The following is a 13,337-nucleotide window of genomic DNA, read 5'->3' as shown; positions in this document are numbered from 1 at the left end:
ACAAATTCGATTTCGCCCGCGGTGGCGATGCCAGTTAATGAGTCACCCGATCCCACCTGGATGACAAATGGATTCGGTGTCCTTGCCGGTGTGGATGGGCACAGGTAATTTACCGCTTCCGTGTCCACGCCGTTTCGGCTGTGTCACGCAATTTCTCCGATTCCCCGGGAGTGACCGTTGTGAAGTTCCCACTGAAGTCGAAAAGATCCGTGCAAGCCTTGGCCGCCGGCACGGTGGCCGCCGTCGCGGCCACCCTGGGTGTGGTCGGTGCCGGCTTGAGTGAAGCGGCGCCCGCGTCGCTGACGCTGAAGTACACCTGCCCGTTCCCGCTGATCGGCGACCAGACCCTGGTCGTAAAGGTCGACACCGTCCTGCCGGACGACGCCGTGGCGGGGAAGACGTCCACCCCGATCACCTTCGATGTCGACGTCACCGTCCCTGCGGACGCGACCTCGGGGCTCACGCTCGTCGGCGCCACCACCGTCGAGGGCAGCGCGAAGGCCGCCGCGGTGCTGAAGTACCCGGTCGACAAGACGCTGAACCTCGGTCTGCCGCTGGCCATCCCGGTCACGCCGGTGCCGGAGTCGGGCGAGTTCCACGTCAAGACCAGCGGCAAGGCGCCCGCGGTCACGTTCCCCAGCCCGGGCACCGCCTCGGTGACGGTCGGGAACTTCAGCACCACCATGACGCCGAAGAACGCGCAGGGCCAGCCGACCGACCTCGGCACGTTCACCTCGGACTGCGTCGTCCAGCCGGGGCAGAACCAGCAGCTGGGGACGTTCGAGATCAAGCCCGCCGGCGGTGGCACGACGACACCGACCACCCCGACGACGCCCACCACGCAGCCGACGCCGACCACGGAGCCGACTCCCACGACGGAGCCGACGCCGACCACGGAGCCGACGCCGACGACTCAGCCGACGCCGACGACCGAGCCGACTCCGACGACTCAGCCGACCCCGACGACGGAGCCGACTCCCACCACGGAGCCCACTCCGACAACGGAACCGACGCCGACGACGGAGCCCACTCCGACCACCCAGCCGACTCCCACCACGGAGCCGACGCCGACGACCCAGCCGACTCCGACCACGGAGCCGACCCCGACGACTGAGCCCACTCCGACGACGCAGCCGACCCCGACGACGGAGCCGACGCCCACGACCGAGCCCACTCCGACCACCCAGCCGACTCCCACCACGGAGCCGACGCCGACGACCCAGCCGTCGACCCCGACCACCGCGCCGACCACCACGACGACGCAGCCGCCGGGCGACACGCAGATCACCTACGGCGTCAAGGGCAAGACCACCATCGCCGGGCTGAACGCGAAGCTCCCGCTCGGCCCCGGTGAGTTCACCGCGAAGCTGAACGCGCAGTCGGGCAAGTTCACCGGGCAGCTTTCGCTGCCGCCGTCGAACGTGCAGTTCCGCTTCCTCGGGTTCTTCCCGGCTTCGGCGACGGTGAAGATCAACCAGGTCGGCGACGTGACGGGCACCGTCAACGCCGGCGCGGTGAAGGCCGACACGAAGGCCGACGTCAAGCTGCTCACCGTGCGGCTGTTCGGGTTCCCGATCTTGGCGAGCTCGACCTGCAAGACGGCCCAGCCCGCCGACATCCCGCTGGTTTCGTCGCACGGCTTCAACCCGTTGAAGGGCGGCAAGCTGACGGCCGAGTACAAGCTGCCGCAGTTCCGCGGCTGTGGCCTGCTGACGCCGTTGATCAGCGCGATGGCTTCGGATGACGGGAACAGCCTGGAGATCAACCTCACCAAGAAGTAAGACAGGTCTCGTGAGTGGTAATGCCGGTTGGAACCGTCATTACCACTCACGAGCCGCACTCCAAAACAGTTACGCCCATTACAACCTTTCCCGTTTCCGGAACCCCCGGCCACGCATTACTTGTCTGTCGGTACATCCGCCAGTAGCGTCTGCACGAGTTGGCCGTTCGGCCGGAGAAGTCGAAGTGAGGAAGCCCGAATGTCAGTGATGACCGGGCGCGTTCCGCGCGCCTTCCTGCTCCCGGCGGTGCTGGGGCTGGGGGCGCTTTCCTTGGCTTCCGCCTCCGCCGAGCCGGCACCCGCGCCCACACCCACGCGGCAGGTCGAAGCCGGGCAGGTGACCGCCGCGGCGGGGCTGCCGTTCGGCTTCTACGTCGGCGACGAGAAGCAGGCCACGACGAGCCACGTCGCCAAACTCGGTTCCGACATCACGTTCCCGCAGGGCCGGTTCGACGGCTCGCTCCTCGGCCTGTCGGGCAAGGTGCCGGTCACCGGCAAGCTCGCCATCCCGTCGACGGAGAGCTACTTCGTGTCCTTCCGGTTCATGCCCGCCACCGGCACGGTCGAGCTGATCCCGGACGGCGACGCCACCGGGACGGTCGAGGTGAAGACCGGTGCCACGACCAACTGCAAGTCCGTCGGCACCAACCTGTGCGGCGATTCCGACGTCACGTCCAAGGTGTTCATCAAGCTGTCCAACGTCAAAGTGGACGGCAAGGTCCTCGACGTCGGGCCGAACTGCCGGACCGCGCAGTCGGTCGCGGTGAACATCAAAGCGTTGATACCGCTCGGATTCCCGGCCCCGTCGGTCAAGGCGACCAGTACCTTCCCGACGCCGGGCTTCACCGGTTGCGGGGTGCGCGAGGACCTGAGCCCGCTGCTCACCGGCCTGGTTTCCGGCCCCGGCAACACCTTGGTCACCAACCTCAAGCTGCGGTGCGTCGGCTCGGGCCCGCCCCCCAACGGATGCGGAGCCTGACGATGACCAATCCCGTCGCCCTGCTCGCCCGCGCGCCGGAGAAGGCCGCCGCGGGACTGCGCGAATTCGGCCGCATGTGCGCCATGGGCCTCGACGTGATCCTCGCGATGTTCCGCCGTCCGGTGCAGATCCGCGAGTTCATCCAGCAATTCTGGTTCATCGCGAGCGTGTCGATCACCCCCGCGATCCTCGTGTCGATCCCGTTCGGCGCGGTCATCTCGCTGCAACTCGGTTCGCTCACGAGCCAGATCGGCGCGCAGCAGTTCAACGGCGCCGCGAGTGTCCTCGCCGTCGTGCAGCAGGCCAGCCCGATCGTGACGACGCTGATCATCGCGGGCGCGGGCGGTTCGGCGATCTGCGCGGACCTCGGCGCCCGTTCCATCCGCGAGGAGATCGACGCGATGGAGGTGCTCGGCGTCTCGCCGATCCACCGGCTGATCGTGCCGCGCGTCCAAGCGGCCATCGGGGTTTCGGTGCTGCTCAACGGTTTGGTCAGCGTGGTCGGCGTCCTCGGCGGCTACTTCTTCAACGTCATCGTGCAGGGCGGGACGCCGGGCGCGTACCTCGCGAGCTTCAACGCGCTCGCCCAGCTGCCCGACCTCGTCGTCAGCTCGATCAAGGCGTTCATCTTCGGGTTCCTCGCCGGCGTCGTCGCGGCCTACCGGGGACTGAACCCGAGAGGCGGCCCGAAAGGCGTCGGCGACGTCGTCAACCAGTCGGTGGTGATCACGTTCCTGCTCCTGTTCTTCGTCAACACGATCCTGACCGCGCTGTACCTGCAGCTCGTCCCCGCGAAGGGAACCTGATCCCGTGACCAGCGTCCCCGAACGGGCCCGCGAGGCGTTCAAACGCCCCGGCAACAGTCTTTTCGAGCTGGGCGACCAGCTGCTGTTCTACATCCGCGCGCTCGCGGCGATCCCGATGGCCGTCACCCGCTACTTCCGCGAAGTGGTGCGCCTGCTCGCCGAGGTGACCTTCGGCAGCGGTGCGCTCGCGGTGATCGGCGGCACCGTTGGAGTGATGGTCGGCCTGTGCGTGTTCACCGGGATCACGGTGGGGTTGCAGGGTTTCAGCGCGCTGAACCAGATCAACATCTCCGCGATGACCGGTTTCCTCACCGCGTACTTCAACACCCGGGAGATCGCGCCGCTCTCGGCGGGACTCGCGTTGTCCGCGACGGTCGGCGCCGGGTTCACCGCGCAGCTGGGCGCCATGCGGATCTCCGAGGAGATCGACGCGCTCGAAGTGATGGCCGTGCGCAGCATGCCGTACCTCGTCACCACCCGGATCGTGGCCGGGTTCATCGCGATCATCCCGCTCTACGTGATCGGCCTGCTGATCTCGTACCTCGGTTCGCGGGTGACGACGGTCGTCTTCTTCGGCCAGTCCGGCGGGACCTACGACCACTACTTCTCACTGTTCTTACCGCCGGAAGACGTCCTGTGGTCGTTCGGCAAGGTGCTCGTGTTCAGTGTCGGCGTCATCCTCACGCACTGCTTCTACGGCTACCGTGCCGCGGGCGGACCGGCGGGGGTCGGGGTCGCGGTCGGCCGCGCCGTGCGGACCTCGATCGTGCTGATCAGTGTGCTGGACCTGTTCCTCAGCCTCGCCATCTGGGGCGCCACCACGACGGTGAAGGTCTCCGGATGAGCGCGCGGGCGCGGACACAGGCGGCCGGGGTGATCTTCCTCGTCATCCTCGTGCTGCTCGGCTGGGTCGCCGTCGCCATCTTCAACAAGGACTTCGAACGCGCGGAACTGGTCACGCTCAAGACCGACCGGGTCGGCAACCAGCTGGCCCCGCCCGCCGAGGTCAAGGTCCGGGGCGTCCCGTTCGGCGAGGTCCGCGCGGTCCGGGGCAGTGCGGACGGCGCCGAGATCGACCTCGCCATCGACCCGGCGAAGATCGATCAGCTGCCGCGCAACGTTTCGGCCAGGCTCCTGCCCAAGACGGTGTTCGGCGAGCGGTACGTCAACCTCGTGCTCCCGGACCGGCCCGCCGGTGGCTCGCTGCGCGACGGCGACGTCATCGGCCAGGACCGGTCGGCCAACGCGATCGAACTGGAACGCGTCCTCGGCGATCTGCTGCCCCTGCTGCGGGCGGTGCAGCCGCAGAAGCTCAACAGCTCGCTCGGCGCGATCTCGCTCGCGCTCGACAATCGCGGGAAGTCCTTGGGGGACAGCATCGTCCAGCTCAACGACCTCCTCGGCCAGGTGAACCCGCTGATGCCGCAGTTCAAGGCGGACATCAGCGGTCTCGCCGACGTGGCCGATCTCTACACCGGAGCCGCGCCCGACATCCTCAAGGCTCTTTCCGATCTGTCCACGACGGCGAAGACCATTGTGGACACTCGCGCGGATCTCGACAAGCTGTACACCAGTGTCACCACGGCGAGTGGTGATCTGAACAAGTTCCTGGTGCAGAACAAGGACAACATCATCGGCGTCAGCGTGAAGAGCAGGCCGACCCTGGAACTGCTTTCCCGTTACTCACCCGAGTTCCCCTGTCTGTTCGACGCGGTGAACCGGCTCAAACCGGTGATGGAGAAGGCGTTGGGCAAGGGCACCGGCGAGCCGGGCCTGCACGTGACGCTGTCCGTCCACGACCCGCGCGACAAGTACGTGCCGGGCCGGGACGATCCGCGGTTCGACCAAAAGGGCGGCCCGCGGTGTTACGGCGGGGGCGGGAATTCGGCGGCGGTGTCGTTCGCCGCCGATGGGGACCTCGGTCCGGCCAATTCGAAGGGGGAGCGGGGGCTGGTCGCCGAGATCCTGGCGCCGTCGCTCGGGATGAAACCGGCCGAGGTCCCGGACTGGAGCAGCGTGCTCGTGGGCCCGGCCCTGCGCGGAACGGAGGTGACCGTCCGATGAGGAGTGTCCTGGGCCCGGCGATCAAGGGCCTGATCTTCTTCGTGATCACCGCGGTGGCGACCGGGATCCTCGCGATCACCATCGCCAACTCCGGGGTCGGCACGACGGTCGGCTACACCGCCAGATTCACCGACGCGACGTCGGTCAACCCCGGCGACGAGGTCCGGATGGCCGGCGTCCGGATCGGCCAGGTGGACTCCATCGGCGTGGTCGAGCGGCGGCTGGCGGACGTGCGGTTCTCGATCGAGAACAAGCGCCGTCTCACCGCGGGGGCGACGGTCACCATCAGGTACCGCAACCTCGTCGGCCAGCGGTATCTCTCCATCGATCCCGGTCCGGACGGTCCGGCGGCGCTCGGTGACGGTGCGCTGATCCCGCCGGAGCGCACGACCCCGGCGCTGGATCTCACCGCGTTGTTCAACGGGTTCAAACCGCTGTTCCAGGCGCTCTCGCCGAACGACGTCAACCAGCTGTCGTTCGAGATCGTCCAGGTGCTGCAAGGGGAGGGGAGCACCGTCGACAGCCTCCTGGAGCACACCGCGTCCCTCACGAACACCTTGGCAGGCAAGGACAAGGTGATCGGCGAGGTGGTCGGGAACCTCAACACGGTGCTCGACACGCTGAACTCCCAGGGCGATCAGTTCGACAAACTCGTCGACGTCACCGCGCAACTGGTCTCCGGGCTCGCGGGCGACGCGAAACCCATCGGGCAGGCGATCGGCGGGCTCGGCGAGCTCACCACCGCCACCGCGGATCTGCTCAAAGACGGCCGGGCACCGTTGAAGGCCAGTATCGACACCCTCGGCGACCTGTCCAAGAACCTCGCCGACAACACCCCGGTGTTCGAACAGTTCCTGACGAACCTCCCGAAGAAGCTGGACCGCATGGGCGCGATGGTCTCGTACGGCTCGTGGTTCAACTTCTACCTGTGCTCGGTCAAATCGGACGCGCCGCCCGCCCCGGGCGGTCCGCCGGTCGGCATCCCGCTGACGCAGGGACGGTGCCGGTGAAAGCGCCCAGGATCAAACCTTTCCGCACCCGCAACCCGATCATCGTCGGTGCCGTCACGGCGCTGCTGATGGCCGTCGCCGGCTCGGCGACCTTCTTCTCCGACGATCTGCCGCTGATCGGCGGCGGCACCACGTACGCGGCCGAGTTCACCGAGGCCGCCGGCCTCAAACGCAACGACGAGGTCCGGGTCGCCGGGGTGAAGGTCGGCGAGGTCTCCGACGTCCTGCTGGACGGCGCCAAGGTGAAAGTGCTGTTCCGGGTCAAGGACACCTGGATCGGCAACCGCACCACCGCGTCGATCAAGATCAAGACCTTGCTGGGGCAGAAGAACCTGGTCATCGACCCGGTCGGGAACGCGGAACTCGACCCGGACCAGCCGATCCCGGTGGAGCGCACGAGTTCGCCTTACGACGTCACCGCGGTCTTCAACGATCTCGCGAACACGGTGGGCGCGATCGACACCGATCAGCTGGCGAAGGCGTTCGGGACGCTGTCCGAAACCCTCGGCGCCTCCACACCGCAGGACGTCCGGACCGCCTTCGACGGCATCACCGCGCTGTCCAAGACCCTCGCCTCGCGCGACGAGGAACTGGTGAAGCTGTTCCAGAACACGAACAAGGTCTCCCAGACGCTCGGTGACCGGTCGCAGCAGATCGAGGCGCTGATCCGCGACGGCAACACCCTGCTCACGGAGCTCAACGCGCGCAAGGACGCCATCGCGAAGCTGTTCAGCGGCGTGAAGAACCTGTCGGTCCAGCTCAAGGGACTCGTCGCGGACAACCAGAAGACGCTCGGGCCCGCGCTCGACCAGCTCGATCGCGTCGCCACGGTCCTGCAGCGCAACCAGGACAAGCTCAACGAGAGCCTGCGGCTGGCGGGGCCGTTCTACCGGCTGCTCGGCAACGCGGTCGGCAACGGCCGCTGGATCGACACCTACATCTGCGGGCTCGTCCCGACCGGCGGCACGCCGGGCAGCTGCATGCCGTCGAGGAACGGGGGACGCTGATGGGGCGCCACTTCTCGCTGTCCGATCTCGGGGCCCACGCGCGGCGACGGGCCTGGATGCGGCGGCTCGCGCTCGCCGTCGTCGCGGGGCTGCTCGTGACGGCGGCCTGGCCACTGCTGACGCGGCAGGCCGACCGCGTCCTCACCGGCTACTTCACCGCGACCGTCGGGGTCTACCCGAACACCGAGGTGCGTGTGCTCGGGGTGCCGATCGGTTCGGTGACCAAGGTCGAGCCGAAGGGCACGAACGTCGAGGTGACCATGGCGGTGCGGCCCGAGGTCAAACTGCCCGCCGACGTCGGCGCCGTCGTGATCACGCCGAGCCTGGTCGCCGACCGGTACGTGCAGCTCACGCCGGTGTACCTCGGCGGGCCGGAGCTGGGCGGCGACGCCCGGATCCCGCCCGAGCGCACCGTGACCCCGGTCGAGGTCGACGAACTCCTCGGCAGCCTCAACCAGCTGATGACCGCGCTGGGACCCAAAGGCGCCAACCGCGACGGCGCGGTCAGCGACGTGCTGACCAAGGCCGCGATCTACCTCGACGGCAACGGCGGCAAACTCGGCGAGGCGATCAAGAACCTCGGCGAGTTCGCCAGGACGGCGAGCGATTCCAAGGACGACCTGTTCAACTCGGTCGACAACATCAGCAAGTTCACCGCGATGCTCGCCTCGAACGACGGCAAGGTGAAAGAGGCGATCCAGCAGATCTCCTCGATCAGCAAGGTCCTGGCCGATCAGCGGGACCAGTTCTCCGGCGCGATGACCGAACTCACCGAGGCGCTCAGCGTCGTCCAAGGCTTCATCAGGGACAACCGCGGCAAGGTCAAGTCCGATGTGGACAAGCTCGCCGAGATCACCAAGGTGCTCAGCCAGCAGAAGGCGTCGCTGAGCGAGGCGCTCGACGCCGCGCCGAACGCGCTGGCGAACGTCCTCGGCGCGTACAACCAGGGCGCCGGGACGCTGGACGGGCGAGGGAACATCACCGAATTCTCGGGGGCGAAATGAAGTCCCGGCTCAACTGCGCGGCCGTCCTGGTCCTCACGCTGGCCGCGACCGGATGCAGCAGCGGCGTCGACGTCTACGACATCCCGTTGCCCGGCGGCGCCGCGCTGGGGGAGCGGCCGATCCACGTCACCGCGAGTTTCAGCAACGTGCTGGATCTCGTGCCGCAGTCCGGGGTGAAGGTCAACGACGTCCCGGTCGGCCAGGTGCGGACGGTCGACCTGGCGCCGGACGGCCGCAGCGCGGTGGTCGGCCTGCTGATCAACGGCGACGTGAACCTGCCTGCCAATGCCATCGCACGGTTGCGGCAGGCGAGCATCCTCGGCGAGAAGTTCGTCGAGCTGGCGCCACCGGACGACGGCACCCCGAACGGGCGGCTGACCGACGGCGCGGTGATCCCCCTCGCCGGGTCGTCGCTGACCCCGGAGATCGAGGAGGTCTTCGGCGCGCTTTCCTTGCTGCTCAATGGTGGAGGCGTCGCGCAGGTACAGAACATCACCCGCGAACTCAACGACGCGCTCGGCGGCAAGGAAAGCGCGGCCCGCAGCCTGCTGTCCAATTTGGACATCTTCGTCCGCGGGCTCGACGAGCACAAGGCGGAGATCACCCGCGCCATCGAGAGCGTCAACAAGCTCGCGGCGACCCTGAACGCGAACACCGAGGAGATCAAGGCGACGCTGAACGGCCTCACCCCCGGGATCGAGGTGCTGAACCAGCAGCGGCAGGCACTTGTCGGGATGCTGAAGTCGCTGGACGGGCTCACGTCGGTCGCAGTCGACACGGTGAACCGCAGCAAGGACGACCTCGTCGCCGATCTCAAGGCGCTCGAACCGTTGCTGCGGCGGCTGGCCGACTCCGGGGACAAACTGCCGAAAGCGATGGAGATGATCTTCACGTTCCCGTTCCCCGATGCCGCCCTCGAAGCCATCCGCGGTGACTACCTGAACACGTTCCTGACCTTCAAGAACAGCGGTGGTCGCTGATGCTGACCAGGTTCGTCCGTGTCCAGCTGGTGGTCTTCGTGGTCATCGCCGTCCTCGGCATCGCCTACGTCGGTGCGACGTACGCCGGATTGGACAAGCTGGTGCTCGACCGCGGGTACACCGTCAAAGTCCGGCTCCCCACCGGTGGCGGCATCTTCAGCAACGCCGAGGTCACCTACCGGGGCGTGCCGATCGGCCGCGTCGGCGACCTGCGGCTGACCGCGTCCGGGATGGAAGTGGACCTCGACATCGACCCGGGCGGCCCGGAGGTGCCCGCGGACACCGAAGCCGTCGTGGCCAACCGATCCGCCGTCGGCGAGCAGTACGTCGACCTGCGGCCTCGTCGCGGTGACGGTGCCGTGTTGCAGGACGGTTCGGTGATCTCCGAGGCGGACACGAAGATCCCGCTCCCGGTGGACGTCGTCCTGTCCAGTGTGGACTCGTTCGCCAATTCGGTGCCGAAACCGGCCCTGCGGACCGTGGTCGACGAGCTGTACAACGCGACCACCGACGCGGGCCCGGCGCTGGACCAGCTCGTCGGGCGGGGGATCGAGTTCGTGCGGGAGGCGAGCGCGCACGTCGGTCCGCTGACGAGGTTCGTGACCGACGCGCAGACCGTGCTCGACACCCAGGTCTCGCAGGCGGACGCGATCCGCTCGTTCGGCGCCAACGCGAAACTGCTGGCCGCGACGCTGAAGAACTCCGACGGGGATCTGCGACGGCTGATCCCGGCCGTGCCGGCGGCCGCGAACGAGGTCAGCACGCTGCTGCGGGAAACCGGCCCGAGCCTCGGCATCCTGCTGGCGAATCTGCTGACCACCGCGGACGTGCTGGAAACGCGGCAGGACGGCATGGAGCAACTGCTGGTCACGGCACCGAAGGCGGTCGCCGCGGGGCACGCGATCATGGGGCCGGACGGCGCGCACGTCGGGCTCTCGCTGACGTTCTTCGATCCGCCGCCCTGTGTGACCGGCTACGGCACCGGCTATCGCGACGGACTCGACACGTCGGCGCGCCCGTTGAACACCGCGGCGCGTTGTGCCCTGCCCAAGGGCAACCCGACGAACGTGCGCGGCTCGCAGAACGTGCCGGGAAGGTGAAGACGATGACGCGACTCACTCGGATCACGGTCCTGCTCGCGGTGGTGGCCACCGCTCTCGCCGCCTGGTTCGGCTACTCGTGGTGGGACGCGGGCCGGGACGACGGCGTCGCGCGGGCCACGATCCGCGAGGAGGCGTTGCGGGTGGGCAGACAGTCCGTGGCCGCACTGACCACTTTGGACTACCGGCAGGCCGAGCAGGGCTACCAGAACTGGCTGAACCTGTCCGGCGGCGCGCTGCACGACGAACTGGCGCGGGACCGGGAAGGCGGGCTCGGCCGGATCGGCCAGGCGAAGACCGTCACCACCGGCCGGGTCGTCGACGCCGCGGTGACCGAAGTGGACAGCGGCGGCGGGACCGCCGAGGTCATCGCCTCGGTCGAGCTCGAAGTCCGGCCCGAAGGCGGGGAAGCCGTGACCAAGCACAACCGGTTCCGCGCCGCCCTGAACCGGACACCGGACGGGTGGCGCGTCACGTCGCTCGGCCAGGTGCCGGTGACCGACACCGGAAAGCCCTGACGGAGGACGGGATGAGCACGAAACGAGCCGTCAAACCGGCGCGGCGCACCGTGAAGGTGGCCGGGAAAATGGGCGGGAGCACCCGCGTCCTCGAACCTCCCGAAGAAGTTCCCGAGGACACTTCGGCTCCGGTCGTCGTCGTTCCGGTGCGGCGGCGGGCCGCCGTGGCGTCCCTCGCGGTCGCGGTGGTGATGGCGGGCCTCGCGGGGTGGTTCGCGATCGAAGCGCGGGACGCGACGTCGGTCCTGGCGCACAACACCGCGTTGACCGACGTCGCCACCACCGCGGAGGTGAGCGACCAGGTCGGCAAGGCGCTCGGCACGGTCTTCTCCTACCGCTACGACGATCCCGCCAAGAGCGAGCGAGCCGCGAAAGAGGTCCTGACCGGGCCGGCGCTCGGGCAGTACGACCAGCTGTTCGCACAGGTCCGGGGGCTGGCGGCGGAGCAGAAGCTGGTCGTGACGTCGACTCCGGTGGTCTCGGGCGTCAAGGTCCTCGACGGGGACCGGGCGTCGCTGCTGGTGTTCCTGGACCAGACCGGCGTGCGCGGGGACGGGCAGAGCAGTACCGGTGCGGCCCAGCTGAGCGTGAGCGCCGAACGTTCCGACGGCCGCTGGCGAATCACCGCCCTCGCCGCCGCTTGACCCCCTCCGCATTTCGTCCTCTAAATGCGGAAGGGCGCGAGTCCCGAACTCGCGTGCTCAGAGCCGGATCTCGCGTGCTTGGAGCCGTAACTCGCGTGCTCAGAGACCGCACACTCGAGTTCCGCCTTCAAACACGTGAGTTACGGCTCCAAGCACGCGAGTCACGCCTCCGTGAACGTTGCCTGGGGCGCAGACGTCAGGAGGGGGCGGCTCGTAAGGCCAGGATCATCTCGAACCGCCGTTCCGGATCCCGCAGCCCATCCGCGAACAGTGCCTCCAGCTCCTGGGCGCGGGACCGCACCGTCTGCGGATGCACCGCGAGCCGCTCCGCCACCTCGCGGACGTTCCCGCACGTCTCCAGCCACGCCAGCAGCGTCCCGGCCAGGCGCGAGTGCTGTTTCCCGGTCAACCCGGCCAACGGACCGAGCCGTTCCCGGACCAGTTCGGCGGCCAGGAACGGTTCCTTGAGCAGCCACAGCCGCGAAAGATGGTCGACGCACCACGTCACGGGCTCGTCGGCGAGCGCGCCGGAATCGACGAGCCGGAGGGCCTCTCGCGCCGCTCGCAGTGAGCGCGCGGCGAAGGCGGGCGGGACGGCGGGGCCGATCGCGGCCCGCCAGCCCGCCAGGTCTTCGGCGAATTGCTCTCGTTCGTCCGGTTGTGGAGCGGGAAGAAGCAGACAGGGGGACGTGCTCTCGAAGTCGGCCAGCGCGGTCGTGGCGGCCGACGGGGTCTCGTCCGAGGGCTGGTCGAGAGCGACGGCGACGAGCAGGTCCGGCAGCTGCCAGCGGGCCAGGTCGGCGGCGTGTTTGACGACCTCGGGCGGTGACGGCGGCTCGGCGAGCAGGAGCTCCATCAGCCGGTGCCGGCGACGTTCCAGGGCGCCGGCGGCCTTCTCCCGCGCCTCCGCGTGCCCCTCGACCGACAGCGCCGACAGCTCGTCGATGTAGGCGAAGATGGCTTCCGCGAGAAGGCACAGCGTCGCCGAAGGCACTCCCGCGCGGCGCCCGGCCTCGGCCACCCGGCGCCACGTCACCCTGGCGCCGACCCGGTACGCCGCCTGGAGGACGTCGACGTTGCGGCCCTGGTGGAACTCCTGGACACCCAGGCTCAGGAACACGGTCCGGCGGTCTTCCGACGGTGCTTCCGGGTTCCCGATCCGCTCCACGAACTGCAGGAACGCCATCTGGACGCCGGTCTTGAGCGCCTTCCCGAACGCGCCGTCCAGCGGCCGCGCGTAGTCGGGGATGGTCCGCTGGATCTCGCGGACCACCTCCCCGGCCACGTCGGCCAGCACCGGCCGGAACACGGTCGCCAGCTCTCTCGGCAACAGCGCCCAGAGCTGGACCGGACGCCCGCTCGACCCTCCGGGCCGAGCGGGCGTGAGGAGCGGGCCGTATGTCGCCTCGACCCCGCTGCGACCATCCTGCGGTCGGGTCACCTCG

13 protein-coding genes are annotated in these 13,337 nt (G+C 68.6%); 12 read left to right on the top strand and 1 reads right to left on the bottom strand.

The annotated features are described in order from the left end of the window. The first annotated feature begins 179 nt into the window (after positions 1-179). The 12 genes from IE302_RS34890 to IE302_RS34835 all read left to right on the top strand — a co-directional run bounded on the left by IE302_RS34890 (position 180) and on the right by IE302_RS34835 (position 11,892). Positions 180-1,781, top strand: coding sequence for a DUF6801 domain-containing protein (locus IE302_RS34890; protein WP_191258715.1), 1,602 nt, complete (start codon positions 180-182; stop codon positions 1,779-1,781). 198 nt (positions 1,782-1,979) lie between these two features. After that, a complete protein-coding gene (locus tag IE302_RS34885; protein ID WP_191258714.1) occupies positions 1,980-2,759 on the top strand; it encodes a hypothetical protein in 780 nt (259 codons plus the stop codon). A 2-nt stretch (positions 2,760-2,761) separates the two neighbouring features. Beyond that, positions 2,762-3,565, top strand: a complete 804-nt coding sequence (locus IE302_RS34880; protein WP_005167237.1) for an MlaE family ABC transporter permease — start codon at positions 2,762-2,764, stop codon at positions 3,563-3,565. Positions 3,566-3,569: 4 nt separating this feature from the next. Beyond that, on the top strand, positions 3,570-4,409 hold the full coding sequence (locus IE302_RS34875; protein WP_007033208.1) for an MlaE family ABC transporter permease: 840 nt from the start codon (positions 3,570-3,572) through the stop codon (positions 4,407-4,409). Continuing rightward, positions 4,406-5,629 carry an MCE family protein gene (locus tag IE302_RS34870; RefSeq protein WP_191258713.1) on the top strand — a complete coding sequence of 408 codons (1,224 nt, stop codon included), beginning with the start codon at positions 4,406-4,408 and terminating at the stop codon, positions 5,627-5,629. The genes IE302_RS34875 and IE302_RS34870 overlap by 4 nt, the downstream gene beginning before the upstream one ends. Beyond that, the gene (locus tag IE302_RS34865) at positions 5,626-6,639 is read left to right on the top strand and encodes an MCE family protein (protein WP_191258712.1); all 1,014 of its coding nucleotides are present in this window, start codon (positions 5,626-5,628) and stop codon (positions 6,637-6,639) included. Before IE302_RS34870 ends, IE302_RS34865 begins: the two co-directional genes overlap by 4 nt. Further along, a complete protein-coding gene (locus tag IE302_RS34860) occupies positions 6,636-7,646 on the top strand; it encodes an MCE family protein (RefSeq protein WP_229908116.1) in 1,011 nt (336 codons plus the stop codon). Before IE302_RS34865 ends, IE302_RS34860 begins: the two co-directional genes overlap by 4 nt. Further along, a complete protein-coding gene (locus IE302_RS34855) occupies positions 7,646-8,650 on the top strand; it encodes an MCE family protein (protein ID WP_191258711.1) in 1,005 nt (334 codons plus the stop codon). Before IE302_RS34860 ends, IE302_RS34855 begins: the two co-directional genes overlap by 1 nt. Next, positions 8,647-9,630 carry an MCE family protein gene (locus IE302_RS34850; protein ID WP_191258710.1) on the top strand — a complete coding sequence of 328 codons (984 nt, stop codon included), beginning with the start codon at positions 8,647-8,649 and terminating at the stop codon, positions 9,628-9,630. The genes IE302_RS34855 and IE302_RS34850 overlap by 4 nt, the downstream gene beginning before the upstream one ends. Continuing rightward, positions 9,630-10,730: an MCE family protein gene (locus tag IE302_RS34845; protein WP_191258709.1), complete on the top strand. Its 1,101-nt coding sequence runs from the start codon at positions 9,630-9,632 to the stop codon at positions 10,728-10,730. The genes IE302_RS34850 and IE302_RS34845 overlap by 1 nt, the downstream gene beginning before the upstream one ends. A gap of 5 nt (positions 10,731-10,735) precedes the next feature. Then, positions 10,736-11,248, top strand: a complete 513-nt coding sequence (locus IE302_RS34840) for an Rv1363c family protein (RefSeq protein ID WP_191258708.1) — start codon at positions 10,736-10,738, stop codon at positions 11,246-11,248. 11 nt (positions 11,249-11,259) lie between these two features. Then, entirely contained in the window at positions 11,260-11,892 is a 633-nt protein-coding gene (locus IE302_RS34835) for a hypothetical protein (protein ID WP_191258707.1), read from the top strand. Positions 11,893-12,088: 196 nt separating this feature from the next. Here IE302_RS34835 and IE302_RS34830 read toward each other — a convergent pair whose 3' ends face one another. Then, positions 12,089-13,333: a PucR family transcriptional regulator gene (locus IE302_RS34830; protein ID WP_191258706.1), complete on the bottom strand. Its 1,245-nt coding sequence runs from the start codon at positions 13,331-13,333 to the stop codon at positions 12,089-12,091. Positions 13,334-13,337: the final 4 nt, after the last annotated feature.

The sequence above is a fragment of the Amycolatopsis oliviviridis genome (assembly GCF_014654365.1).
Lineage (GTDB): Bacteria > Actinomycetota > Actinomycetes > Mycobacteriales > Pseudonocardiaceae > Amycolatopsis > Amycolatopsis oliviviridis.
The sequence above is the reverse complement of the archived record's forward strand: the minus strand, read 5'-3'. Positions and strand labels throughout refer to the sequence as shown.